We start from the raw sequence: 23,922 nt of genomic DNA, 5'->3' as shown, positions 1-23,922 counted from the left end.
CTGGGCTCCCCTTCCGCTCGAGGTGGTACGCAGGGTGATCGGCCACGACGCTGAGCTGTCCAGGTACGACGACACACCGCACTGCGTCCTGGCCGCCCACATGGCGGACGACGGCGTCTGGTTCGGCGCCCGCGCCTGGATCGTGAGTGCCCGGTGGACAGCGCGCTGACCGACCTGCTGGCCGAGCTGGCCCCGGGCCGCGACGGCCGGCGCGCGTTCGCCGCCCTGGAGCGGCAGATGTTCAGCATCGAGCGGGGCCCGGCGCGCCTGTGGCTGGTCCGCCGGCTGTACGAGCTGGCGTCCGCGCCGGACAACGGCAACCGCCCGCTGCTCGTACGGCTGATCGCCCGCATCGCCTGGAGCCACCGGCACACCTGGGCGCCGGACCGGTCACCGGCCGTGGGCGAGCAGCTGCGGGACGGCCTGCCGGCGCTGACGACCTTCGTCGCCGATGCGGATCCCCTGGTACGGCGGGTCGCCCCCTACGCCATCTGCGAGATCGTCACCGGCGAGTCCGGCCTGGCGTGGCGGATCCGGGATCAGGCGGCCGTCGAGGAGGACCCGCCGGCGCTGGCAGGCCAGATCCGGGCGCTCGACGAACTCGGGCACGCGCCGGCACCCGGCTCGACACCGGCGCCGTGGTTCGCGTCGTGGCTGCGGCACCCGAGCCCGGTGGTACGGCTGGCCGCCATCGGGGCGCTCGCCCGGCGCGGCGCCGGGCTCGGGGAGCACGCCGCCGACGTGCTGTCCGAGGATCCCCAGCCGTGGGGGGACTCCCCTTGGCGGCCCCGCGGCGGCCCCTCCAGCACGGTGCGATGGCTCGCCCGGCGCCTCGCCGAGCATCCGGACGAGGGCGAACGGCCGGCGCTGGCCGCGTTCACCAGCAACGCCGAGGAGGCGCGGCGAGGCGCCTCCGGGGCCGCGGCCACCGTGCTGAACCGCTGGCGCCGGCCGATGCCCCGCCTCTGGGCCGCCCTGGCCGCTGCCCTGTCGGACCCGTCCACGCTGGTCGCGCAGCTCGCCGCCGAGGTCCTCGCGACCGGCGGCGAGGCTGTCCGCCCGTACACCGGCCAACTGCTCGCCGCGACCGAGCGCGACGAGCCGATGACGGCCCTGCACGCGGCCGCCGCCCTGGCCGGCCTGGGCGACGCCGGAGCGGTCCCGCGGCTGGCGAGCTGGATCTCTGGCCGGTGCTACTGGCCGCTCACGATCGCGGCCGCCGAACTCCTCACCCCGTTCCCGCAGCTGCTGCCCACGATCCGCGACGCCGTCGGCCATCCCGCGTCGGAGCCCGCCCCGCTCCTGTCCGCCCTGGCCGCCTGGGGCCCGGCGAGCGCTGCCGCCGTCCCCGAACTCGTCGCCCTGCTGGACACGGTGCACGCCGCCCGCGTTTGCGTCACGCTCGGCCACATCGGCCCCGACGCCCGCCCGGCCGCCGACGCCCTCGACCAGCTCGCGACCGGCCGGCGCCGTCCCCCGTCCGTGGGCAGGGCCCGGTCTCCCGAGTGGCACGGCACGCAGGACGCGGCGTGGGCCCACTGGCGGGTCACGGGCGATCCTCGCGTGGCCCTGGTGGTCCTCGGCCGCGCCGTCCGCCGGGGCCCGGGCCAAGCCATGCTGCCGTTCCTGGCCGACCTCGGCCCGCTCGCCGCCGGCCACGCCGGCGACGTGCGCCGCCTCCTGGAGTTCCCGGGCGACTGGAACCGGGTCGAGGCCGCCCACGCCTGGTGGCGCATCACCGGCGACCCGGCGCCCGCGATCCCCGTCCTGCTGGCCGCGATCGAGCCCCTGCGCACCCGGCGGACCAGTGCGGTGGTCCGGGCGGCGGTGCGGTACCTGGGCGCCATCGGCCCGCGCGCCGGCGCCGCGCTGCCGATCCTGGAGGCCGCCCTGGCCGGCGACGAGCGCCTGATCGACAGCCACGCCCGGCACCCCATCCTCGCCGACGAGGCACTGGTGCGCGACGCCCGCGCCGCGCTCGGCCGCATCCGGCCGGAATGACCGCCTCGGCGCCTCGGCGCCTCGGCGGCGTACTCAGGCGGCGGCCCGCAACCGGGTCGCGGCGCACTCAGGCAGCGGCGGCCCGCACGTTGGGTCACAGCGCACTCAGGCAGCGGCGGCGCGCAGGTGGGTCGCGGCGTCGCCGGTCAGCGGCCGGCCGTGCCCGAAGCAGGCGATCTCGGCGTCGAGGTCGGCCTGTCGCCGGAAGGACGCGGCCGCCCGCTCCGGGTCGGCGTTGAACACCCCGAGCATGACGCCGCCGTCGGGCCCGCCGGCGATGGTGTCGCCGGCGAACAGGATCCGGGGCTCCGGCAGGTAGTACGCGACGCTGCCGGCGGTGTGCCCGGGCACGGCCACGCACACCGCGTGCACCCCGCCGCCCAGGTCGATGTCGTCGCCGTCGTCGACCTCGCGGTCCACCCGCACCGGCGGTGGCGGCTCGTCGGACATCTGGGCGTGGACCTGGTCCCACAGGCGCCGTTCCCAGTCCGACAGCACCGGCGGCGCCACGGCCGCCTCGCCGCGGATGACCGGCGCGTCCAGCCGGTGCGCGACGACCTCCACGTCGAGCCGGCCCGCCAGCTCGGCGGCGGCGCCGACGTGGTCCTCGTGGCAGTGGGTCAGCAGGATGCGCCGCAGATCGCGCCGCAGATAGCCGAGCTCGCCGATCACCCGCTGGATCTGCGGCCCCGACCCGGGCACGCTCGTGTCCACCAGGGTCAGCCCGTCCCGCCCGTGCCACAGGTACGCCTGCCCGACCGGAAAAGCGAGCATCACGAGCTGCGGATGCAGTACCACCATCGCCACACCCCGACGCTACGGCCCGCCGCGAATCAGGTGCAGCCCACTTCGCTGTGCGCGGATCCGCTCACAGCGGACGCTCACCTCGCCGTTGTGCAGCGCTCAGAGCACCGTCACGAGGCGGAAGCGCTGCAGCACGACCGGCGTGTCGTCGTGCACTGTGAAGTCCGGGTTGCCCAGCCAGCCTCGGTAGTCCGTTCCGTGCCAGTACTTCTCGTGCCCGGCCCGCCAGGAGGCAACCGAGTCGTCCCCTTCGCCTTCGTCGCGGGCGTGGTCGAGGTCGACGTCGCCAAGGCGGCTGACGCGCACCTCGGTCACTTCGATGACCGCGACCCGGCGACCGGCGGAGTCGACCACAGCCGCTCGGGTTCCCACGACGGGCAGCGGCTCGCGGTCGATCTCATAGTCCTGGAGCAGGCCGGTCGTGGCGGTCTTGGTCCCGTCGAGCACGGCGGCGACCAGCTTGTCGCGTAGCGGACCGGGGAAGGCGAACTCGAACGTGGGCAGGTGGTCGGTGGTCACCGGCCCGAGGCTAGCGATCCAACCGGTCCTCGGCGAGTCGATTGTGCGGTCCACGAGCAGGCCACACAGCGCCGGTCACAAGGCACGCAGTCCGTTCTCGGGGCTTTGCTTCCGGGCGGCGTTCTACCTATCGGCCGGTGACGAGGGCGGCGTCGATGCGTCAGCGACCCGTCCGGCGTCATGGTCGATCAGGAGGCGCTGCGGGTGATGACGAGCATCGCCAGGTCCGCGTAGCGCTTGGCGACCGCGTCCGCGCTGAGCTTGCCGGCGGGGTCGAACCAGTCCGGGATGGAGGTGATCGCGGACATGATGAAGTAGTTCGCCATCCGGATGTCCAGGTCCGCCGACACACTCCCCTCCGCGATCGCGGACTTGATCATCGGCACCAGCAGTTCGTCGTAGTATCTGCGCTGCACGGCCATCAATGCGCGCAGGTCTTCGCTCGCGTGCCGCCACTCCCGCGCGTAGAGACTCGCGCGCTGCAGGTGCGTGAGGCACCAGAGGGCGTACTCCTCAAAAAAGGCGCGCAGCCGGTCGACGGCCTTGCCATCGGCGGCGCGATGGCGCTCGGCGATCTCCTGCACCTCACGGTGGGAGTCCTCGAAGATCTTGCGGAGCAGGTCGTCCTTGCCGTCGATGTAGTAGTACAGGCTGCCCTTCATCATGCCGAGCTCGTCGGCGACGTCCTGGACGGACGTAGAGGCGTAGCCTTTCTCCCAGAACAGCTTCACGGCAGCCTCGATGACTTCACGGTCGCGCGACCGCCGCCCGTTGAGCGGTGCGTCGGTCTTCTTCGGGGCAGCCTTCGAGGGCGGCATGCGCACCTGCTTCCTTGCTCAAAAACTTGATCGTAGCGCTTGGACGAGCTCAGCATGGACTCTCGACCTACTGTTCGGTAGGGGAATCCTGTGGCCCTCGCAGAGGCGTGACCGCCCGGGGACCATCCCCCGGCACATACGATGCGGCCGTGACGAACGGTTCCAACCTCGACGAGCTGCGCGCCGACGGCTCCTGGCGGCTGACCTGGTCCGGCGGCCGGCTGGACGAGGCCGTGTTCCGGCTGGCCCCGGACCCGGCCGCGGGCCGCCGGGCACTGGTGCGGCGGCTCGGCACGGACGCCGCCGATCCGGAGCAGTGGGAGGCCGCCCTGATCGAGGCGCTGCTCACCGACCCGGCCGCGGCCGGCCTGCGCCGGCTGGAACTGCACCTCACCGACTTCCACCACTCCGCGCGCCGCGCCGCGCAGGCACTGGCCACGCGGTCGCGCGAGCGGCTGACCATCCTGTACTTCGGCCACGACTTCGAGCATCTCTACGAGCACCACCACACCTCGACCGGCGGCGTCATCGACCCGCTGAGCCGGCTGCACGACGGCTTCGTCGACGACGCCCGCAACGGCATGTGGCAAGCGCTCCCGGCGCTGCGTGAGCTGACCGCCGCCGGCGGCCTGCTCTTCGACGACATCGACAGCGAAAGCCTCACCGACCTGCGCCTGCGCGGCGCGCTGCTCGCCCACGGCGGGATCTTTCCCGCCAAGGCACCCGGCCTGGTCACGCTGCAACTGGAGATCCGCACCGACGTGTTCGGCACCGCGTGCCCGGCCGAACAGCTCGAGGAGCTCGACCCGGCCGGGTACCCCCGGCTGCGGCACCTCGATCTGGGCCGGTCCGAGTTCGACGCCGGCGACCTCGGCACCCTCCGCGCGCTCGCCGACTCCCCGATCCTGCCCCAGCTGGAGACCCTGAGGATCAACAGCCTGCGGATCCAACCGTACGAGGCGGACGGCGACCCCCTCGACGCGCTGCGCGGCCTGGCCCCCGCCTTCGCCCACCTGGCCCTCTCCGTGGCCGGCGAGATCGAGGTCGCGGGCGCAACCCGCGCCGACGTGATCCGTGTCCTCCCGATAGCGAACACCTGACGGCTTGATCGACGTTCGCGCATCTGGCACGATGCGGCGACTCATCACTTCGGGGGATGTCGTGTCAGATACCGATGTGGCGCGGTTCGTGCTGGTGCGCTCGCGCTGGCGGGCGGCCGCCCCGCTGGCGGTCACGCTCGTGTTCCGGGCGCTGATCGTCGCCTACTCCCTGGCGCTCGGCGTCCGGGGTGGCTTCGTGTTCGTGGTGTTCGTGGTGTTCGGGGTGACCGGTCTCATCGGCCTGATCGCGTTCGTGACCACCCTGACGGCGCCGCCGGCCGAGCTGACCGCCGGCGGGCCCCGGCTGCGCGCGCTGGCGATCTCGCCCGACCTGACCGACGTGGCCTGGTCCGACGTAAGGGCGGCGTGGATCGCGTACCTCGGCAGCCAGCGGTGCCTGTTCGTGCTCGCCGGTGAGCGGGACCGGCCGTACATGGCGCCGATTCCCGATGGCCCGGACGCCGCGGCCGCGGTGCGGGAGCTCAGCGGCGGCACGGTCACCGTCGCGGACGAGCCGCCGCCCCGGCCGCAGACCGGCTCGCCGGTGTTCCGGCTGAGCGGGTACGGGCGGGCCCGACCGACGCCGCTGCTGGTGGGGATCCTGCCGTGGGTGGCGATCCTGGTCATGCTGCCGTGGCTGACGCACACGCCACAGCCGTGGGACCAGACGTGGTGGCCCACCGGCCACTGAGACGGCAGCGGAGCGGGATGACCGGGCAGGCGGCGCGTTTCCGCGATCCGACGTCGGCCTATTCGCTGTACGACCTGGCACTGCACCCGATCGACGTGGTGTGCCCGCAGTGCGCTGCCCGCGCCCGCGTGGTCGGGGCTCCCGGCGACGACCGGCCGTCGACGACCCGGGCGCGGCGGTTGGTGTGTGCCGCGTGCGGGCACACGGCGACGTGGTCGCCGCGGAGCGGATCGTCGTGGTGGGGCGCGGCCGTCGACCCGTTCTTCCGGCAGCCGCTGGCGCTGACGACGGCGGTCCGCGGGCACCTGTTGTGGGCGTACAACCGTGAGCATCTGCTCCTGCTGGCGCAGTTCGTGGCGGCCGGGCTGCGTGAGCGCGGCGCGCACGGGGGCTGCTCGATGTCGATGATCGAGACGCTGCCGGCGTGGCTCAAGTCGGCCCGCAACCGGGACGACGTCCTGGCCGCGGTGGCACGTCTGGCGGCCGGGCTCGACGATCCGGGCAAGGCCCGGCGCCCGGCAAGCACCGCCGACCTGCGTCGCCGCGGCGCTCACGAACACCGCTACCACCCGGCGGAGAATCCACCTCCCGACGCGCGGGCGTAGCAATTCTGCCGGGACCCGGCGACAGAATGACGCTCGTTTTCCTTGCCGAACTCTTACAAAAGAGTATTGACGGAACCTTATGAATTCCTTTTATCGTGATGGAAACTCCCTGCCCAGCTGGCGGCCGCGGCGGGACGGCCCGTCAGGATGGTGGGAGAGGACCATGTCAATGCAAGCATCGCCGCGGCTCCCGAGGTTGACGAGGACCGCGGCCGTCGTAAGCCTGCTGACCGCGGGAGCCGTGGCGCCCGGCACCACCGCGAATGCGGCGATCCCGGCCCCGCCCGCGGGCTTCACCCAGGTGTGGAGCAGCGACTTCGACGGCGCGGCCAACACCGGCGTCGACACGGACGCCTGGCAGTACGACACCGGCCCGGGCAGCAGCTTCGGCACCGGCGAGATCGAGACGATGACCAGCAGTACGCAGAACGTCTACCGCGACGGCAACGGCCACCTGGTCATCAAGGCGAAGCACGCCGGCACCGACCCGGCCACCGGCTGGACCTCCGGGCGGATCGAGACCAAGGCGACGTTCGGCGCCGGCGCGGGCGGGGTCCTGCTCGTCAAGGCCGCGGTCTGGCAGCCGGACGTGACGACGGCCAACGGCGCGGGCTACTGGCCGGCGTTCTGGATGCTCGGCTCCACGCTGCGCACCGGCACCCCGTGGCCCACCTCCGGCGAGATCGACATCATGGAGGACGTCAACGGCCGCAGCTCCGTCTTCGGCACGCTGCACTGCGGCACGAACCCGGGCGGCCCGTGCAACGAGTCCACCGGCATCGGCAGCGGCGAGCGCGCCTGCAGCGGGTGCCAGACGGGCTATCACACGTACGCGGTGCAGGTCGACCGCTCGGTCAAGCCGGAGCAGATCCGCTGGTACCGCGACGGCACCAACTACTTCACGGTGAACGCGAACCAGGTGCCCGCGGCGACCTGGACGAACGCGGTCGACCACCCGTTCTTCATCATCTTCGACCTCGCCATCGGCGGCGGCTTCCCGGGCGCCTTCGGCGGCGGCCCCAACGCCGCCACGGCCGGCGGCCACGCCATGAAGATCGACTACGTCGCCGTCTACCGGAAGTAGGGCCCGGGATGACCCGCATCACCGCGCGCGTCTGCGCCGCGGTGGCCGCCGCCGGCGTGCTCCTCGCCGCCCCACGCGGGTCGACGGGTTCGGCCTGAAGCTCGCCCTGCGCGTGCACACCAAGGGCGGCCAGGAGTCGACGGTCGGCGAGACCCAGGCCGTCTTCGCGCAGGGCCGCAACGCCACGTTCCAGGAGTTCGTCGACGCGATGCCGGCGCAGTTCAAGCACCTCGCCCAGGTCCAGGCGCCGTACCGGATCCTCGCGCCGAGCAAGGACACCGCGTTCCAGCCGGGCGGCCAGTACCAGAACTACTTCAAGAGCTACACGTCGTCCCTCGGCTACAACGTCTCCACGAGCGACGTCTTCGGTTGCGCCGGGTCGCTCGCATCCAACGCGGCCCTGTGCGGCGCGCTCAACCGGCACGTCGCCCAGCTCCCGCAGGCGCAGTGGGGCGACGTCAGCAAGAAGCCGAGGTCGTGGAGGGACACACGAACGCTATCGATCGGCGGCATCCTGATCCGCCGCGGACAACGCGCGGAGGCGCGCGATCGTTTCCCGGACCCGCTCCTGGAGCAGCTCGTCGGCCCAGACGAGGTCGTCCGCGGAAGCGATGGCGCCCGAGCGGCCATCCCGACCGAGGAACTCCTCCAGGGCGGGGATCGTCTCGACCGCGCCCAGTTCCACGATGATCGGAAGGGCGAGCCGGCCGGCATAGTCGGTGATGCCGCGGCCGAGCGGCCCGGCCAGCTCCGCCGTGGGCACGCCGAGCCGGGCCAGGGCCCGGGCGGCGGCCAGCCGGTTCCAGGGGTCGTCCAGCCGGTCGCGCAGCCGCGGTTCCAGGTGCGCCACCGCCGCCGGGAACGCGCGCGCGAGGTCGGCGACGCAGTCCGCGGCGTGCCGCGCGGGGGTGCGCCCGCCGGCGAGCACGGCCTCCACGGTCGGCAGCACGCCGTCCGGCCCGGACACGGCCGCGACCACCCGGGCCGCCAGGACCTGCTTGTCCCGCTTCGGATGCATCCGATCGGCCGTGCCGGTCAGGTGCGCCGCCGCGACGGGCAGCAGGGGTGCCAGCGCCTCGCCAAGCTCGCCGAGGTCCGGCATGTTCGTCTGCCGCAGCCACACGTCGCCGGCCAGGAGGGCGCGCAGCGCGTCGAGCACCGCGCCGGTGTCCCCGGTCAGCCGGCGGACCGCCAGGGCCGCCTGCAGGTCGCCCCCCTCCGCCGCCCGGGTGCGCCAGAAGGGCAGGGCGGCGGCATCGTCGTGGCCGAGCATCAGCAGCACCCCGGCGGCCTGGGCACCGGCGTGCGGCACGGCCGCGACCAGCTCCGGCAAAAGCGGCGCAGCGGCCGCGCCCCAGTGCCCGATCAGCCCGGCCAGCACCTCGGCGTCGGCGGGACGGGCGGCCAGCCGTTCCCCGACCGCGGCCACGACCTGCGGAGTCGGGCGGACGGCGCCGGGCGCGAACCGGAACGGGCGATCCGGGGCGGCCGCGACGCAGACCGGCTCGACCCAGCGCGGGTCACCGAGCCGGTGCAGCGTCTCGACCGCCCGGTACTCGACCGTGAACCCCTGCTCCCCGGCCGTTTCGGGGAAGCGGGCGGCGGCACCGGCCACCACGTCGGCGAACTGCCCGGCCGCCGCGCCCGCCTGGCGCAGGACGTCCATCACGCCCTCACGCACGCCGGCGTCGGGGTCGTCGAGCAGCGGCCCCACCAGCGGCACGAACATCGGCGGCGCGGACCGGCTGACGTCGCAGCGCTGCCGCAGGGCCCAGAGCCCGGCCCGGCGCGTGACCGGGCTGGCGGACCCGAGCATCTGCCGCGCGACCTCGACCGCCACGGGGGCGGGCGGGGCGACCACGAGCTCCTCCGACCACTCCGCTCCGCGGGCCCAGGCATAGGGGATCTTCGCTCCGTCGTCGACCGCGGCGACCAGGCCAGGGATCGTGCCCGCCGGCCAGTCCAGGCCGGCCCGGAGCAGGGCCAGCGCGGCGGCCACCCGCACCGGCGGGTCACCGCGCAGGACGGCGCCGGCCAGCGCGCCCCCGGCGGAGGCGGCATCCACCTCGCCCAGCCCGAGCGCCAGCGTGGCCCGCGCCGCCGGTGCGTCCTCCACCGCCCAGCGCCGCCACAGCGGCCCGGCGCCCGCGCCGGCCTTCACGGCGGCGTAGGCCGCGGCCTCGCGGACCTCGGGGTCGGCGTCGTCGAGCAGGGCCACCAGGGTCTCCCGCCGGGCCGCCACCGCCGCCCGGACCCACGGGAGGGACTCCCCGTAGGCCTGCCGGTCGTCGGCCAGCATGCCCAGCATCCAGGCGAGGTCCGCGCGGTGCGTGGCGCCCGCCGCGGCCAGCTCGGCGAGGAACGGTACGGCGGCCACCGTGGCGGGACAGACCGTGCCCTGGTGGAAGATGCTGCCGTACAGCTCGGAGATCGCCGCCGAGGCCGCTTCCCCGTCCTCGGCCCCCGCCTGCCGGATCAGTTCCGGCGTGTCGTCCGCCTCGCCGTACGCGTGCGACAGCTCGCCCCAGGCGATCGCGTCAAGACCATCGAGCACGCCTCGCAGCCTACGACCTCGGCCCGCCCAGGGCGGCGAGGACCGCGTCCACCCGGCCGTCGAGCGGGCCGCTCAGCTCCAGCACCGGCACGTCCTCCCATGCCTCCAGCGGGTCCGTGTAGAGCAGGTCCAGCAGCGCGTCCTGCATGCCCGCCCGGAGCCCGGGCATCTCCGCGGCCGGCAGCATCGGTGTGGTGAGCGTGATGACCAGCAGGTCCAGGCCCGCGAAGGCCCGGCGCAGTGCCGCGGCGTCGGACTCGTCCGCCGGGTCCGCGCCGCCCGCGGCCAGGTACGCCAGGTAGTCCAACGGCGTCCGGTCGAAGACCACGTCCGGCAGCGGCGAGCCCAGGGCCCGGACCGAGCGGGCCAGCATCGCCCGGTAGTCCTGCGCCGACGGCGGGAAGCCGAACTCGTACCCTTCCTCCTCGAGCAGGTAATACGGCTCGTCGACCACCACATGGCCGGGCAGGTGCGCGCCGAGCGCCTCGGCCAGCGTCGTCTTCCCGGTCCCGTGCGTGCCGGAGACCCCGACCCTCATCCGCTCCTCCTGGTCAGCCCAGCGTTGCGCTCGCCGCCCGCAGCTCGTCCAGGGCCGCGAGCGTGTAGCGGGCCAGGTCGTCATTGGCGGCACGGTCGCCCTCGGACCATTCCGCGTAGCCCCGCTTGAAGGCGAGGACGCCCAGCTCCCCCGCAATGGCCGCGGTCGACTCGGGCACGCCGCGGGCGACCAGGGCGGTGGTCATCGCCGCCGCGAGGCCGACACTCTTCAGGGCGTCGCGCTCCTGCAGCTCGGCACTGGCGGCCACGGCGGCCTTCAGGCGCGGGGCGAGCTCGCGGTTCATGGGGCCCATCATGCTCGAGGCGCGCTCGAGGCCGGCGGCGACCGCCTGGAGCGGGGTGGCGCCCGCGGGGGCCTCGGCGATGCCCTCGGCCAGGAGCCGGCTGAGGGTCTCCTGGCCGGCCACCAGCAGCTCGCGCTTGTCGGGGAAGTGCCGGAAGAAGGTGCTCTTCGTGACCCCGGCGCGCTCGGCGATCTGCGCGACCGTCGTGGCGTCGTAGCCCTGCTCGACGAACAGGTCGACGGCGGCCAGGACGAGGCGTTCGCGTGCACCTGGTTCCCACCGGCCCATACTCCGATCATAGGTGATGGGACTCTTGTCCCGTCGACCTGGTAGTGTGACGGGACAAGAGTCCCATCACTTGGGGAGAGTCCCATGCGCGTCTTCGTCACCGGTGGCACCGGTCTGATCGGGTCCGCCGTCGTCGCCGAGCTGCTCGGCAACGGCCACACCGTCCTCGCGCTCGCCCGCTCCGACGCGTCCGCACGGGCCGCCGAGGCGGCCGGCGCCGAGCCGCTGCGGGGAGGCCTCGCCGACCTGGACGTCCTGCGCACCGGCGCCGCCCGGGCCGACGGGGTGATCCACCTCGCCTTCAGCAACGACTTCAGCAGCGCCGAGGCCGTCGCGGCGGCGGTCGCCGAGGAGAGCGCCGCCCTCGCGACGCTGGGCGAGGCGCTCGTCGGCACCGACCGCCCGTTCGTCACGTGCTCGGGCACGCCGTACGCCCCGGGCCGCGCCTCCACCGAGGCCGACCCGCTGCCGACCGACGGGCCGGTCGGCGGCCGGAGCCTGGCGGTCATGGGGGTCCTGGGCCTGGCCTCGCGCGGGGTCCGCAGCGCCGCCGTGCGCCTGCCGCGGACGGTCCACAACGAGGGCAACGGCGGGTTCGCCGGCCTGCTGACCGGCATCGCGCGCCAGACCGGCGTGTCCGGCTACCCGGGCGACGGCGCACAGCGCTGGCCGGCCGTGCACGCGCTCGACGCGGCGACCCTCTTCCGGCTGGCCCTTGAGCTGGCGCCGGCCGGGACCTCCTGGCACGCCGTGGCCGACGAGGGCGACGCGGTGCGCGACATCGCCGAGGTCATCGGCCGCCGGCTGGGCCTGCCGGTCGAGGCGGTGCCGGCGCAGACCTACGGCCCCCTCGGCCCGATCTTCGCGACCGACCAGCCCTCATCCAGCGCCCACACCCGCACGGCGCTCGGCTGGGAGCCGAAGCACCCGAGCCTCCTGGAGGACCTGGAGAACATCCAGCCCTGACGGCGGGCGTGACATGATCCTGCGATGATCCTGATCACCGGGGCGGCCGGCGGGGTGGCGAGGCTGCTCGACCTGCCCGGCCCGATCAGACGCACCGACCGGGTGCCGCACCCCGACCATCCCGGCATCGTCACCGGGGACCTCGCCGATGCGGGGTTCTGCCGCGAGGTCGTGCGGGGCGCCGACGCGATCGTCCACCTCGCCGGCCAGGCCGACCCGCAGACGCCCTGGCCGGGGCTGCGCTCGCCCAACGCCGACGTCGTCGTGAACGTGCTCGACGCGGCGGTGGCCGCCGGTGTACCGCGGGTGCTGCTCGCCTCGTCGCTGCATGCGGTCGCCGGCCACCTCGACGCGGGCCGGACGTTCGTCACCGAGGACATGCCGCCGCACGCCTGCTGCCCGTACGGCGCCACGAAGGTCCTCGTCGAGCAGCTCGGCCGCTGCTACGCCGACATCTGGGGCCTGACGGTCGTGTGCCTGCGCCTGGGCGGGGTGCGCGACCGTCCGCTCGGCCGGAGCTGGCGGGGCGGCTGGCTCAGTCCCGGTGACCTCAACCGGTTCGTCGCCGCCGCCCTCGCCGCCGACCTCCAGTTCGGCACGTTCCACGGGGTGTCCGCCAACACGCCGCAGGTGTACGCCCACGCCCTCCCCGGCTACGCCCCGCGGGACGACTCGGCGGCGTTCACCGACCTCCCCGACGACCTGACCGGCCCGCCCGCGACCCACCCGAAGTGGGGCATCGCCCACCGGAGCTGATCACGCCGAGGGCGCGGCCGACGCCGACGCTGACGGCGACGCCGACGCCGAAGGCGACGCCGGGGGCTGGTACGGCACCGCGCTGCCCTTGACGTACTGCTCCCACGGCACGTCCCAGTCGGTCCAGCCGTTGCCCCACTTCACGTGCTCCTCGGTGTTGCGGATGATCACCGGGTCGCCGATCAGGGTCTGCTTCCACAGCCATTCCGCGTTCGCGGGCGACAGGTTGGTGCAGCCGTGGGAGACGTTGCGCTTGCCCTGGTCGCCGACGGACCAGGGTGCCGAGTGGAAGTACTCGCCGTCCCAGGTCAGGCGCTGGGGCCAGTACACCTTCAGGCGGTAACCGTCCTTCGAGTCCGACGGGACGCCGAAGGACGAGGAGTCGAACCACTCCCACTCGTTCTTGATCATGATCATCATGTGCCCGCTGGCCGAGGGGTGGCCCGGGCGGCCGTTGCTCACCGGGATCGTCTTCACGACCTGGCCGTCCTGGGTGACGGTCAGCTGGTGTGTCCGGTTCTCGACCTCCATGAGGAACAGGCGGCCGACCGTGAGGGCGACGGTGAGGTCCTTCTCGGCGTACCACTTCCCGCCGATCGGCATCCCGCCCAGCGAGGCCCGCAGGGTGAGCCGGGTGCCGGGCTGCCAGTAGTCCTTCGGCCGGAAGTGGACCTCCTTGGGCGTGAACCAGTTCCAGGCGCCCTCCTGCGGCGGCTCGCTGACCACGCTGAGGCGCTGCTGGACGGCGGCCCGCTGGTCCTTGGCCACGTCGACGCCGAAGTTGATGATGAACGGCATGGCCACGCCGACGGTCTGGCCGTCGGCGACGACGGTGGTCACCTTGGCCAGGTTGCCGGGCTTCTTCATGGTGGTGAAGCTGGTGCTGGCGGTGGCCGTCGTGCCGTCGGCGCCGGTCGCGGTGACCTGGGCCTGGTAGGCGGTGCCGTACTGCAGCTGCTGCGCCGGCACCCACGAGCCCGGGACCTGGTGCGGCACCGCCGCGATGCGCCCGCCGGCCGCGTCGAGGAACACGACCTCGGTCTTGTTGGCGTTGGCCACGGTGACCGCGACCTCCATGGCCGCCGGCAGGTTGGCCGCGCCGTCGGCCGGCGCGGTGATCTGCGCCGTCACCGGCGGGGCGCTCGGGCCGGTCGAGGCCGACGGCCCGCCGGGGCCCTGCCCCGAGGACTGCGGGGACTTGCCGTCGGTGGTGCAGCCGGCCAGCACGGCCGCGCTCCCGGCGACGATGACGGAGCGCCGGCTGGTCCGGGCGTCACGAAGCATGGCGTAGGCCTTCAACGAGGAGGGGGTGAAGCGCACACCATGAAGACGCACGGCGAGCCGCGAAAGTTTACGTCTTCCTTAAACGATCTGCCCGGCCGTGGATGAGGTTGGCCGACAGCAGCATGCCGCGGTCGTCCAGCACCTCCGCGGTCGGCGCGTCGGCGACGATGCGGTGCTGCTCGCTGAAGACCACGCACCGGTCGGCCAGGTCGGGCAGCGTGTCCAGGTCGTGGGTGGCCAGGACGATGGTCTTGCCGGCCGCGCGCAGCTGCTCGAGGAGCTCGATGAGCCAGAACTGGGTGCGCGGGTCGAGCGCGGCGGTCGGCTCGTCGAAGAGCAGCACCTCCGGGTTCATGACCAGCACGGAGGCGATGGCCACCCGCTTCTTCTGCCCGCCGGAGAGCTGGAACGGCGCCCGGTCGGCCAGGTCGGCGATGTCGAGCATGGCCAGCACGTCGTCGACCCGGGCAGCGGCGGTGGCGCGGTCCAGGCCGAGCTGCAGGCAGCCGAAGGCGATCTCCTCGCGCACCGACGGGGAGAACACCTGGGCGTCGGAGTTCTGGAAGACGAAGCCGACGCGGGCCCGGAAGCCGTGGTTGAACTGCTCGTCCTCGAGCTTGTCCTCGGTGACCTCCTCGCCGAACGCGGTGAAGGTGCCGCGGTCGGCGAAGAGCAGCCCGTCGAGCAGCTTCAGCAGGGTCGACTTGCCGCAGCCGTTCGCGCCCAGCAGCGCGACGGTCTCGCCCTGGCCGACGCGCAGCGAGACGCCGTCCAGGGCGGGGAAGCGTTCGAGGTACGAATAGTGCAGGTCCGTGCACTCGAAGACCGTGGTCATCGTCCAACCTTGTAGTCGGCGACCAGGATGGCCGCGGCCAGGGCGGCGGCGCCGAGCGTGAACGCGAGGTCGGCGCCGCGCAGCCGGAAGCCGCTGAGCGTCCGGGCGTTGCCGGAGTAACCGCGGGCGGTCATCGCCTGGTGGACCTCCTCGGAGAGCTGGTGGGCCTTGCCGAAGAGCGTACCGGCGCCGGCCGCCACGAACCGGCGGCCCGCCTCGGTCTCGCCGCGCCCGGCGCTGGAGGCCAGCGTGCGGGCCTTGCGCGCGGTGTACATGTCGTCGACCGCGTCGAGCAGCAGGAACAGGTACCGGTAGGCCATGCCGATGATGAGCACGAACATCTTCGGCACGCCGAACGCCCGCAGCGCCGCGAGCAGGCGCACCCAGGGCGTGGTCAGGGTGAGCAGCACGACGAGCGAGATCGAGGTGGCCACCCGGGTCACGATGATCCCGGCGCCGTGCAGCCCCTGCTCGGTGACGCCATGGGTGTGTCCGTGCCAGTGCCACAGCGGGAGCAGCACGTCGCCGGGCGTGACCACGGACAGCGTGGCCGGCAGCACCACGATCCCGGTGAAGATGGGGATGAACAGCCAGACCCGCTTGATGAAGAACCCCAGCGACAGCCCGGACGCGACCGCGAGGGCCACGGTGGCCACGTACGCCCCGGCCAGGATCGGCAGCGAGTGCACGAGCGCGACGACGACCAGCAGGCCGACCATGGTCACGAGCTTGACCCGCGGGTCGAGCCGCTGCAGCAGGCCGGGCCCGGCGGCCACGTCCTCGGAGAAGATGGCCTGCCGCAGCACGCCGGTCGCCCCGGCCAGGGTCTTGGCCACGAAGCTGCCCTTGCGGCGCTTGCCGATGCAGCCGCACGGGCACAGCCCGACCTCGGGCTGCAGCAGCCAGGCGGGCGCGGTCACGACCGCACCGGCGGGGAGTCGAGGTCGGCCGCCTCCCGCTCGCCGCCGCGCAGGCGCCCGATGAGCCAGGTGAGGCCGAAGACCACGGCGGCGACGACCACCACGCCGATGAACGCGCTGAGGATGTACTGCCACCAGCTCCCGCCCCCGTAGTCCGGCAGCAGCGTCCGGCCCCAGAAGTCGGTGTAGCGCTGCAGCCCCTCGGGCACGGCGCCGAGTTTGTACTTGGCCAGGTCCAGGTCCTCGGGGGCGTCCTCGCCGAATGCCCCGCCGGGCGCGAGCAGGCCGAGCGGGCTGATCAGGGCCATGATTCCGAGCGTGACGAGGGCGGCGCGGACCGGGCTGACCGGCCGGCGCTGAACCTCGGCGTCGGTGAGCGGGACCTCGGGGGCGTTGATGCGCAGCAGCGGCACGTTCGCCCGCTGCAGGTACGCGACCACGCCGCCGGTGAGCGCGCCCTCGACCACGCCGGCGATGATCAGGTGGGCCAGCATCATCGCGGGAATGGTCTGCGAGAGGTGGAACGGCGCGTAGAGCGGGGTGCCGTCGGCCTTGTGGAACAGGTCGGGCTGGATGCCGAACTCGACCGCGGCGGCCAGGGCCGAGGCGTTGAGCCCGACGTAGGCGCCGACCGCGCCGGCCCACACGCGCCGCCCCGAGGTGAGCGAGGCGTTCCTGGTGAGCAGCCGGTACGTCCAGTAGGCCACGAACGGCAGCACCACCGCCATGTTGAAGGCGTTGGCGGGGAACGCGAGTATCCCGCCGTCGCCGAAGAACAGGGCCTGGATGAGCAGGGCTATGGACACGGCTATGCACGCCGCCCACGGCCCGAGCAGGATGGCGATCAGCCCGCCGCCGACCGCGTGCGCGGTGGTGCCGTCGGGGATCGGGATGTTGAACATCATGACGACGAACGAGAACGCCGCGCCGAGCGCGACGAGGGGCACGTAACGGCTCTTGACGACCTTCTTCACCCGCGCCGCGGACTGCCACCACAGCGGCAGCATCGCGGCGCCGAACACGACGCTGGTCTGCGGGCTCAGGTATCCGTCCGGAATGTGCACGACCGCCTCCTTGGTGTCGACGGCAGTCTTTCGCTATCGCAAGTTATTTGCAATAGCAAAACGCGGGCATGAGGCCTTCACGGCGCCGATGTGACCCACTGCACGGCGTCGAGGTCCGCGTAGCAGCCCTGCAGGTGGCGCTCGGCGCGGCCGCCGAACGCGGTGCGGGCGTGCAGCACCCGGGTGTTGTCGAAGATCACGCAGTCGCCGGGGGCGAGCTTGAACGTCACCATGGCGCCGGGACGGTTGAGCAGGTCGTCGAAGGCCCGGTAGGCGGCGTAGAAGGCGGCCAGCGCCTCCGGCGGGCCGGCGAGGGCCTGCAGCGAGCGGTTGTTGTACCGGATCTCGCGGATGCGGCCGCGCTCATCCACCCCGATCATCGGCCGCTGGGCCCGCAGCCGCCCCCAGGCGAAGGTCACCGGCGTGCCCGAGAGCACCGCGAAGTGACCGGGATGCCGTTCCCGCAGCAGTACGGCGGCCCGGAACCCGTCCACCAGGCCCGACTCCCCGCCGGCCGCGGCGTCGCGCAGGCAGTGCAGCAGCTGCAGCGTCGGCACCGGGTCCCGGTAGGGGTTGTCGGTGTGCGGGGCGATGGCCCGCGCGGTGAACGCCAGGTTCGCCGGGTCCGGCTCGATCCGCACGTCGAACAGCTCGCCGTAGTTGGTGGTGCGCACGTGCCCGAAGGCGCGGGCCACGGCCAGCACCGTGCCCTCCTCGACCGGGGTGTCGCGCACGAGCGCGAAGCCGGTCCGCCACAGCGCACGCAACAGCGGCGCCGGGTCCCTGCTGAACGCCGCCCAGCCGGCCTCCGGCGGCTCGACCTGGTCCCAGAGGTCCTTGCCCCGCTCGGTCCGCCCGTCCCCGGCGTCGTCGGCCCGTTCGTGTGCGCGCAACCAGTTCCGGTCGAACACGGACCGGTGCCCGTCCGAAAACGTGACGGCGACGGTCTGCTCGTCCCCGGCGACCGACCGGACCGTGACGTCCGGGTCGAGATCCGCGACGGTGTGCGGCTTCTGGCCGCTGTGCGGGTCGCGGCAGGCCGGGCACGGGCAGTTGTCGCGCAACCACACGGGCGGGAACGGCAGCTCCATGGGGAGCCACCCTGCCACCCGTGCGTGAACGGCGGATGATGTCGATCTTGCCACGAAGCCCCCTGCGGCGGCGGGAGACTGCCGTCGGCGGGCTGTTCACCGACAACCGGCCGCCCTGCGTGCGTAGTCCTCACACGGCGACCAGCGCCTTCGCGGGGGCGGCGGTGCGGCGGGTGATCGCCGGGGCGAGGGTGGCCACTCCAACGGCGGCGCCGATGCCGAGGGCCAGGGCGAGCCACCACAGGGCCGAAGGGGCGGCGGCGTAGACGGCGGTGCCCGCGCTCAGCGCCACGAACCGGGCCACGCCCCACGTCCACTGGTAGCCGCCCTGGTACCGGCCGCGGGCCTCGGCCGGGGCGAGCGACGCCACGATCGCGCCGGGCAGGCCACCGATGAGCGCCTCGCCGACGGACCAGAGCACGACCGTGCCGGCGAAGGCCCAAGGAGTGTTCGCGACGCCGGTCAGGGCGACGCCCGCCGCCACCAGCAGGCTGGCGCCGACGTAGAGCGGCACCTGCCGTACACCCGCGAACACGTGCGTGGCGACGGGCTGCAGCACGACGACGAGGACCGCGTTGAGCGTGGCCATCAGGCCGTAGGTGGTCGCGGACAGCCCGTCGTCGCGAATCGCCAGGGGCAGGCCGACCTCGGTCAGGGAGTAGATCATCACCGCGACGGCGAACAGCGGGAGCAGGGCGCGCATCAGGGGATCGCGGAGGACCACGCCGTAGCCGGCGCCTGCCGCCGGGGTGGAGACGCGGGGCGTGCGCCCGGCGGGCAGGAGCAGGGCGACGATGGCGGCGTAGGCCAGGGAGGTCGCGGCATCCAGGGCGAACAGCAGCCAGTAGCCGCGCTCGGCCAGGAAGCCGCCGAGCATGCCGGCGACCGCGGTGCCGATGTTCACCGCCCAGTGGACCAGCGAGAACGCGACCCGCCGCCGCACCGCCGGGACCACGTCGGTCACCAGGGCGCTCGCGGCCGGGCCGACCATCGAGCCCGCCGCGCTGAGCAGGACGGCGGACAGGGCCAGGGCGGGGACGTTCGGGGACACGAACAGCAGGCCCTGGGCGGCGGCGGTGCCGAGCAGGCCGGCCAGCATCGTCGGGCGGCGGCCGAACCGGTCGGCGAGCAGGCCGCCGAGCGCCGCGCCGACCAGGTTTCCGGCGCCGAGCGCGCCGAGCACGATCGGCACCTGCGCGGTCGGCACGCCGCGGGCGCCGAGGTAGAACACGAAGAACGGGGTGATCACGTAGCCGAGCCGGTTGACCACGGTGCCGGCGAAGACGATCCAGGCCGCCCGGGGCAGCCCGCCGAAGGTCGAGAACATGATCGGCATCGTGCGGGCCGCGCTATGCTCGCCACCATTGATTAAGCCAGGAACGAATCCACGGGGGCAGACAGTGTCCGACCTGGTCTTCACGGCCGACGACCTCGCACTGACCCGGTTCGCGGTCTCGCCGATGTGGGAGGTCGTCAACAGCTTCCGCCTGCTGGCCGCCGGCGCCCCGCACCCGGTCCACCAGCCGTGGCTCGACCAGGTGCGACCGCGAGTGGCCAGTGCCGGCCTCGACACGGGCCGGCTGGCCGAGCTCCTGCCGCCGGAGCGCGCCTACCTGCCCGACTTCCTCACCCCATTCCCCCCGGTCCCGGCGCCGACCCTGGCCGAGGAACTGGCCGCGATCCGCTCCACCCCCGCCGACCAGGTCCAAGCCGACCTCGACAAGCTCGGCACCCCGGTCGCGCGCCCACTGCGCCTGCCCAGGCTGGTGGAGGAGATCGAGGCGTACTGGGACCTCGCCATCGCCCCCTACTGGGCCCGGGTGAAGGCCCTCCTCGACGCCGACGTGTTCCACCGCGCCCGGCAGGTGGCCGAGCGCGGGGCGGCCCACCTGTTCAACGACCTGCACTCGACGGTGAGCTGGGACGACAACACCCTGCGACTGGTACGCCGCCAGTGCGCCCTGTCCCGCGAGGCCACCGGCCCCGGCCTGCTGCTGGTCCCCTCCGTCTTCGCCAAGCGCGTGCTCACGTGGTCCCGGCCGCCGGCCCCGCCGCAGCTGGCGTACCCGGCCCGGGGCACCGGCGCGCTGTGGGAGCGCCGCCCGGCCGAACGCGCCGAGGCCATCGCCGCCGTGCTGGGCCGGTTCCGCACCCGCCTGCTGACCGAGCTCGACGCCCCCGCCTCCACCACCGAGCTGGCCCGCCGCACCGGCACCTCGGCGGCCGGCGTCTCCCAGCACCTGACCGCGCTGCGCGACGCCGGCATCGTCAGCGCCCACCGGGCGGGGCGCTCGGTGCTGTACGCCCGCACCGCCGTCGGTGAGTCGCTCCTCACACTCTCCTGACGGTTCCTTTCCGGAGGCCGCCGGGTCGGTACGGGCATGAAGAACGCAATCATCTACGGGGCGGGCGGAGCGGTCGGCGACCAGGTCGCCCGCGCCTTCGAGGCCGACGGCATCCGCGTGTTCCGCACCGGGCGCACGCCGGCACCGGGCATCACCGTCGTGGACGCCCTGGACGAGGCCGCCGTCGAGGCCCACGCCGACGCGGTGCTGGCCGAGGCCGGCTCCATCGACATCTCCTTCAACGCGACCAGCCTGCCGCAGGCCGGCATCCAGGGCACCCGGCCGGCCGAGCTGTCCGTGGAGGCCTTCGAGCGGCCCCTCGCGGCCTACCCGCGGTCCAGCTTCATCACCGCCCGGGCCGCGGCCCGGCGCATGATCGGCCAGGGCTCCGGGGTGATCCTGACCATCACGGCGAGCCCGTCTCGCACCGCGGTGCCGCTGATGGGCGGCATGGCCCCGGCCTGGGCGGCGGTCGAGGCGATGTCGCGGGGCCTGGCCGCGGAGCTCGGCCCGCACGGCGTGCGGGTGGTCTGCCTCAACGCGGCCGGCATGCCGGAGACGGCCCAGCTCACCGAGGTCTACGGCCTGCACGCCGAGGCCTACGGCATCACCGGGGACGACTTCCACGCCCGCATGGCCGAGCGGACGCTGCGCAAGCGCCTGCCCACGGTCGCCGAGATCGCCGACGCGGCGGTGTTCGCCGCCTCGGACCGGGCCGCCGCGATGACCGGCGCGATCCTCAACCTGACCGGCGGATTGATCGCCGACTGATGTCCGCCCACTTCCCTGCGGCCCTCCCGTCGGCCTCTCCTTCGGCCTCTCCCGAGGCTTTCGGTGCGGCCGAGTCGCACCGGGCCGAGCTGCTGGCGTACTGCTACCGCATGCTCGGCTCGGTGCACGACGCCGAGGACCTGGTCCAGGAGGTGTACCTGCGCGCGTGGCGGGCCAGGGAGTCCTTCGAGGGCCGGGCGTCGCTGCGCACGTGGCTCTTCCGCATCGCCACCAACGCCTGCCTCACCGCGCTGGAGCAACGGCGGCGCCGGCCGCTGCCGGCCGGGCTGGGCGCGCCGTCCGACGACCCGGAGGGCCCGGTCGCCCCGCCGCCGGACGTGCCGTGGCTGCAGCCGCTGCCCGACCGGCTGGTGGGCGGCGACCCGGCAAGCATCGTGACGGCACGGGCCGGGCTGCGGCTGGCTCTCGTCGCGGCCCTGCAGTACCTGCCCCCGCGCCAGCGCGCCGTGCTCATCCTGCGCGACGTGCTGCGGCTGCCCGCGGCCGAGGTCGCCGCCCTGCTCGGCGTGTCGGTGCCGGCGGTCAAGAGCCTGCTGCAGCGGGCCCGCACGCAGCTGAGCGAGGCCTCCCCCACCGAGGACACCACGGTGGAGCCGGCCGCCGGGCGGGAGCTGCTGGACCGCTACGCGTCGGCGTTCGAGCGGGCCGACGTCGAGGCGCTGACCCGGCTGCTGACCGAGGATGCGGTACTGGAGATGCCTCCCACCCCCACGTGGTTCGCCGGCCGGTCGAACATCCGCCGCTTCCTCGCCTCACGAGTGCTGGTCGAGCCCGGCGTCCACCGGATGCTGCCCACGGCGGCCAACGGCCAGCCCGCGGCCGCCATGTACGACCGTCGCCACTTCCACGCCATCATGGTGCTGACCGTGACCCCCACGGCCATCGCGCGGATCGTGGCCTTCCGTGACCCTTCCCTGTACCGCCCGTTCGGCCTGCCGCAGACCCTGTGACCGCGGGACGGATACGATTCAGATCCGGGAAAATATGGTTCGAGGAGTACATCGAGGATGACGGGAGAGCCGAGACGGCGCCGGCGCGCGGCCAACGACATCAAGGAGTCGCTGCGCGTGCTGAGCATCCAGCTGTCGCTGCTCAACCACCAGGTCGGCGCCCACCTGGACCTCAAGGACGTCGACTTCTACTGCCTCGACCTCATCAACCGCCTCGGCCCGCTGAGCCCGACCGCCCTGTCCCGCCAGACCGGCCTGCACCCGGCCACCATGACCGGCATCCTGGACCGGCTGCAGAAGGGCGGCTGGGTCACCCGCGAGCGCGACCCCGAGGCCACCGACCGCCGGGCGGTGACCGTCCGCGCCCTGAAGGACCGCAACGCGGAGCTCTTCCAGCTGTACGCCGGGATGAACACGGCCATGGACGACCTCTGCGCCGGTTACACGGACGAGCAGCTCGACCTGCTGGCCGGCTTCCTGCGCAACGCGACGGAGGCCGGCCGCACCGCCACGGACGACCTCGCCAACGGCTGAGCAACCTGCGCGATCCGGCACCGTGTCCCCGCCGCCGTCAGGGGCGAGCCGGTACGTCGGCCGCCCACGGGCCGGGGCGGCCAACGTCCGTTTCGGATCCCTTATCCCTTGTACTGCGCGAACACCCGGGTGAAGTCCCACGCGTTCTGGCTCACGCCGCTGCAGGTGTCGTCGTTGGGGTACGCGCCCGGGCACGGCCGGTCGCGGTTCTGCGACCAGTACGTGAGGCGTGCGATGTGATGCAGTTGCGCGTACGCCAGGATCGTCTGGAAGTCGGCCACGGTCACGCGGGCGCCCTCATCGGTGATGCCGTTCATCGACGAGATGCCGACGTGGCGGTACGCGGTGTCGTCGTTCCAGCCGTAGGCGGTCTTGAGGCGGTTCTTGAGGCCGTCGGCCGCCTGGGTGGTGAGCACGCCCTGGTTGCCGGTCGAGTTGCCCCAGTCGAACGTCATGATGCCCCAGCCGTCGATCACGAGGCCGGAGGCCGCCGCCCGGTTGATGAGCGAGGCGTCCGGTCCGCTGGTGCCGCTGCCCAGCGTGATGTACAGGACGATGCCGGGGTTGTTCGCCTTGATGATCTTCAACGCGTCGACGGTCTTCTGCTGGTCGGTCGCGTTGTTGTACGGGGTGCCCTCGATGTCGATGTCGATGGCCTTGAGGTTGTACGTCGAGATGACCTTCTGGTAGGCGGCGGCGAGCGCCGTGGCGCTCGTGCAGTAGTGCTCCAACCACGGGCCCGACGCGCCGCCGAACGAGATGACGACGTCGCCGCCGTTGGCCCGGATCGTGTTGATCGTGGACTGGTCGACCCCGCCGGTCAGGGCGCGGCCACCGTCCCAGAGGGGGTTGCAGTTGCCGTTGTTGAGCATGAACGCCATCGTGAACCACCGGACGCCGGTTGCGGACATGACCGTCGCCGGGTTCGGCGGGTTGCCCCAGCCTTCGTAGAGGTACGGTGCCGCCGCCATGGCGCCCGGGCCGGGCGGGGTGGTGGTCGGCGGGGTGCTGGTGGGCGGGTTGGTGGGGCCGCCGCCGGGCAGCGTCCACTTCTGGTTGGCGCCGCCGCCGCAGGTCCA

25 protein-coding genes are annotated in these 23,922 nt (G+C 73.4%); 12 read left to right on the top strand and 13 right to left on the bottom strand.

The window, feature by feature from the left end:
• Positions 1 to 34 precede the first annotated feature (34 nt).
• Together ABD352_RS56340 and ABD352_RS56335 are read left to right on the top strand one after the other, a co-directional pair.
• Complete coding sequence (locus ABD352_RS56340) at positions 35 to 169, top strand: hypothetical protein (RefSeq protein ID WP_344620948.1); 135 nt, start codon at positions 35 to 37, stop codon at positions 167 to 169.
• Positions 154 to 2,001 carry a hypothetical protein gene (locus ABD352_RS56335; protein ID WP_344620947.1) on the top strand — a complete coding sequence of 616 codons (1,848 nt, stop codon included), beginning with the start codon at positions 154 to 156 and terminating at the stop codon, positions 1,999 to 2,001. Before ABD352_RS56340 ends, ABD352_RS56335 begins: the two co-directional genes overlap by 16 nt.
• Before the next feature lie 105 nt (positions 2,002 to 2,106).
• Here the strand turns inward: ABD352_RS56335 and ABD352_RS56330 are convergent, their stop codons facing one another.
• From ABD352_RS56330 to ABD352_RS56320, 3 genes are all read right to left on the bottom strand, one after another.
• Positions 2,107 to 2,802 carry an MBL fold metallo-hydrolase gene (locus tag ABD352_RS56330; protein WP_344620970.1) on the bottom strand — a complete coding sequence of 232 codons (696 nt, stop codon included), beginning with the start codon at positions 2,800 to 2,802 and terminating at the stop codon, positions 2,107 to 2,109.
• 102 nt (positions 2,803 to 2,904) lie between these two features.
• Positions 2,905 to 3,324 carry an ASCH domain-containing protein gene (locus ABD352_RS56325; RefSeq protein ID WP_344620946.1) on the bottom strand — a complete coding sequence of 140 codons (420 nt, stop codon included), beginning with the start codon at positions 3,322 to 3,324 and terminating at the stop codon, positions 2,905 to 2,907.
• A gap of 188 nt (positions 3,325 to 3,512) precedes the next feature.
• Positions 3,513 to 4,142 carry a TetR/AcrR family transcriptional regulator gene (locus ABD352_RS56320; protein WP_344620945.1) on the bottom strand — a complete coding sequence of 210 codons (630 nt, stop codon included), beginning with the start codon at positions 4,140 to 4,142 and terminating at the stop codon, positions 3,513 to 3,515.
• A gap of 149 nt (positions 4,143 to 4,291) precedes the next feature.
• Here ABD352_RS56320 and ABD352_RS56315 point away from each other — a divergent pair, with 149 nt between their 5' ends.
• The 4 genes from ABD352_RS56315 (at position 4,292) to ABD352_RS56300 (ending at position 7,622) form a co-directional block, all read left to right on the top strand.
• The gene (locus ABD352_RS56315; RefSeq protein WP_344620944.1) at positions 4,292 to 5,242 is read left to right on the top strand and encodes a hypothetical protein; all 951 of its coding nucleotides are present in this window, start codon (positions 4,292 to 4,294) and stop codon (positions 5,240 to 5,242) included.
• A gap of 61 nt (positions 5,243 to 5,303) precedes the next feature.
• Complete coding sequence (locus tag ABD352_RS56310; protein ID WP_344620943.1) at positions 5,304 to 5,933, top strand: hypothetical protein; 630 nt, start codon at positions 5,304 to 5,306, stop codon at positions 5,931 to 5,933.
• 17 nt (positions 5,934 to 5,950) lie between these two features.
• The gene (locus ABD352_RS56305; protein WP_344620942.1) at positions 5,951 to 6,538 is read left to right on the top strand and encodes a zinc ribbon domain-containing protein; all 588 of its coding nucleotides are present in this window, start codon (positions 5,951 to 5,953) and stop codon (positions 6,536 to 6,538) included.
• Positions 6,539 to 6,701: 163 nt separating this feature from the next.
• Positions 6,702 to 7,622 carry a glycoside hydrolase family 16 protein gene (locus tag ABD352_RS56300; RefSeq protein WP_344620941.1) on the top strand — a complete coding sequence of 307 codons (921 nt, stop codon included), beginning with the start codon at positions 6,702 to 6,704 and terminating at the stop codon, positions 7,620 to 7,622.
• A gap of 496 nt (positions 7,623 to 8,118) precedes the next feature.
• Here ABD352_RS56300 and ABD352_RS56290 read toward each other — a convergent pair whose 3' ends face one another.
• Genes ABD352_RS56290 through ABD352_RS56280 form a run of 3 tightly spaced genes read right to left on the bottom strand, consistent with a single transcriptional unit; the run spans position 8,119 to position 11,306 of the window.
• A complete protein-coding gene (locus tag ABD352_RS56290; RefSeq protein ID WP_344620940.1) occupies positions 8,119 to 10,176 on the bottom strand; it encodes a hypothetical protein in 2,058 nt (685 codons plus the stop codon).
• Between the two features lie 10 nt (positions 10,177 to 10,186).
• On the bottom strand, positions 10,187 to 10,714 hold the full coding sequence (locus ABD352_RS56285; RefSeq protein WP_344620939.1) for an AAA family ATPase: 528 nt from the start codon (positions 10,712 to 10,714) through the stop codon (positions 10,187 to 10,189).
• 13 nt (positions 10,715 to 10,727) lie between these two features.
• Positions 10,728 to 11,306, bottom strand: a complete 579-nt coding sequence (locus ABD352_RS56280; RefSeq protein WP_344620938.1) for a TetR/AcrR family transcriptional regulator — start codon at positions 11,304 to 11,306, stop codon at positions 10,728 to 10,730.
• An 84-nt stretch (positions 11,307 to 11,390) separates the two neighbouring features.
• On the opposite strand from ABD352_RS56280, the gene ABD352_RS56275 reads away from it, so the two are divergent.
• Together ABD352_RS56275 and ABD352_RS56270 are read left to right on the top strand one after the other, a co-directional pair.
• Complete coding sequence (locus ABD352_RS56275; RefSeq protein WP_344620937.1) at positions 11,391 to 12,272, top strand: SDR family oxidoreductase; 882 nt, start codon at positions 11,391 to 11,393, stop codon at positions 12,270 to 12,272.
• Between the two features lie 24 nt (positions 12,273 to 12,296).
• Positions 12,297 to 13,028, top strand: a complete 732-nt coding sequence (locus ABD352_RS56270; RefSeq protein WP_344620936.1) for an NAD-dependent epimerase/dehydratase family protein — start codon at positions 12,297 to 12,299, stop codon at positions 13,026 to 13,028.
• Here ABD352_RS56270 and ABD352_RS56265 read toward each other — a convergent pair whose 3' ends face one another.
• From ABD352_RS56265 to ABD352_RS56240, 6 genes are all read right to left on the bottom strand, one after another.
• Positions 13,029 to 14,348: a L,D-transpeptidase gene (locus ABD352_RS56265; RefSeq protein WP_344620935.1), complete on the bottom strand. Its 1,320-nt coding sequence runs from the start codon at positions 14,346 to 14,348 to the stop codon at positions 13,029 to 13,031.
• A gap of 31 nt (positions 14,349 to 14,379) precedes the next feature.
• Positions 14,380 to 15,147, bottom strand: a complete 768-nt coding sequence (locus ABD352_RS56260) for an energy-coupling factor ABC transporter ATP-binding protein (RefSeq protein ID WP_344620934.1) — start codon at positions 15,145 to 15,147, stop codon at positions 14,380 to 14,382.
• The gene (gene cbiQ / locus ABD352_RS56255) at positions 15,144 to 16,067 is read right to left on the bottom strand and encodes a cobalt ECF transporter T component CbiQ (RefSeq protein WP_344620933.1); all 924 of its coding nucleotides are present in this window, start codon (positions 16,065 to 16,067) and stop codon (positions 15,144 to 15,146) included. The genes ABD352_RS56260 and cbiQ overlap by 4 nt, the downstream gene beginning before the upstream one ends.
• Positions 16,064 to 17,131, bottom strand: coding sequence for a cobalt transporter CbiM (gene cbiM, locus ABD352_RS56250; protein ID WP_344620932.1), 1,068 nt, complete (start codon positions 17,129 to 17,131; stop codon positions 16,064 to 16,066). Before cbiM ends, cbiQ begins: the two co-directional genes overlap by 4 nt.
• Positions 17,132 to 17,208: 77 nt before the next feature.
• On the bottom strand, positions 17,209 to 18,222 hold the full coding sequence (locus ABD352_RS56245; RefSeq protein WP_344620931.1) for a TauD/TfdA family dioxygenase: 1,014 nt from the start codon (positions 18,220 to 18,222) through the stop codon (positions 17,209 to 17,211).
• Between the two features lie 130 nt (positions 18,223 to 18,352).
• Positions 18,353 to 19,549, bottom strand: a complete 1,197-nt coding sequence (locus tag ABD352_RS56240) for an MFS transporter (protein WP_344620930.1) — start codon at positions 19,547 to 19,549, stop codon at positions 18,353 to 18,355.
• Between the two features lie 73 nt (positions 19,550 to 19,622).
• Here ABD352_RS56240 and ABD352_RS56235 point away from each other — a divergent pair, with 73 nt between their 5' ends.
• From ABD352_RS56235 to ABD352_RS56220, 4 genes are read left to right on the top strand one after another with little or no spacing between them, the layout of a single operon-like run.
• On the top strand, positions 19,623 to 20,567 hold the full coding sequence (locus ABD352_RS56235) for an ArsR/SmtB family transcription factor (RefSeq protein WP_344620929.1): 945 nt from the start codon (positions 19,623 to 19,625) through the stop codon (positions 20,565 to 20,567).
• Positions 20,568 to 20,603: 36 nt separating this feature from the next.
• Positions 20,604 to 21,338 carry an SDR family NAD(P)-dependent oxidoreductase gene (locus ABD352_RS56230; RefSeq protein WP_344620928.1) on the top strand — a complete coding sequence of 245 codons (735 nt, stop codon included), beginning with the start codon at positions 20,604 to 20,606 and terminating at the stop codon, positions 21,336 to 21,338.
• A complete protein-coding gene (locus ABD352_RS56225; protein WP_344620927.1) occupies positions 21,338 to 22,309 on the top strand; it encodes a sigma-70 family RNA polymerase sigma factor in 972 nt (323 codons plus the stop codon). The genes ABD352_RS56230 and ABD352_RS56225 overlap by 1 nt, the downstream gene beginning before the upstream one ends.
• Before the next feature lie 57 nt (positions 22,310 to 22,366).
• Positions 22,367 to 22,843 carry a MarR family transcriptional regulator gene (locus ABD352_RS56220; RefSeq protein ID WP_344620926.1) on the top strand — a complete coding sequence of 159 codons (477 nt, stop codon included), beginning with the start codon at positions 22,367 to 22,369 and terminating at the stop codon, positions 22,841 to 22,843.
• A 101-nt stretch (positions 22,844 to 22,944) separates the two neighbouring features.
• Here the strand turns inward: ABD352_RS56220 and ABD352_RS56215 are convergent.
• Positions 22,945 to 23,922, bottom strand: a 978-nt coding sequence (locus ABD352_RS56215) for a chitinase (RefSeq protein WP_344620925.1), incomplete at its 5' end; no start/stop codon positions are given.

It is taken from the genome of Dactylosporangium salmoneum (assembly GCF_039532525.1).
GTDB classification, from domain to species: domain Bacteria; phylum Actinomycetota; class Actinomycetes; order Mycobacteriales; family Micromonosporaceae; genus Dactylosporangium; species Dactylosporangium salmoneum.
Note: the sequence above shows the minus strand (reverse complement) of the source record. Positions and strands in the feature narration are given on the sequence as shown.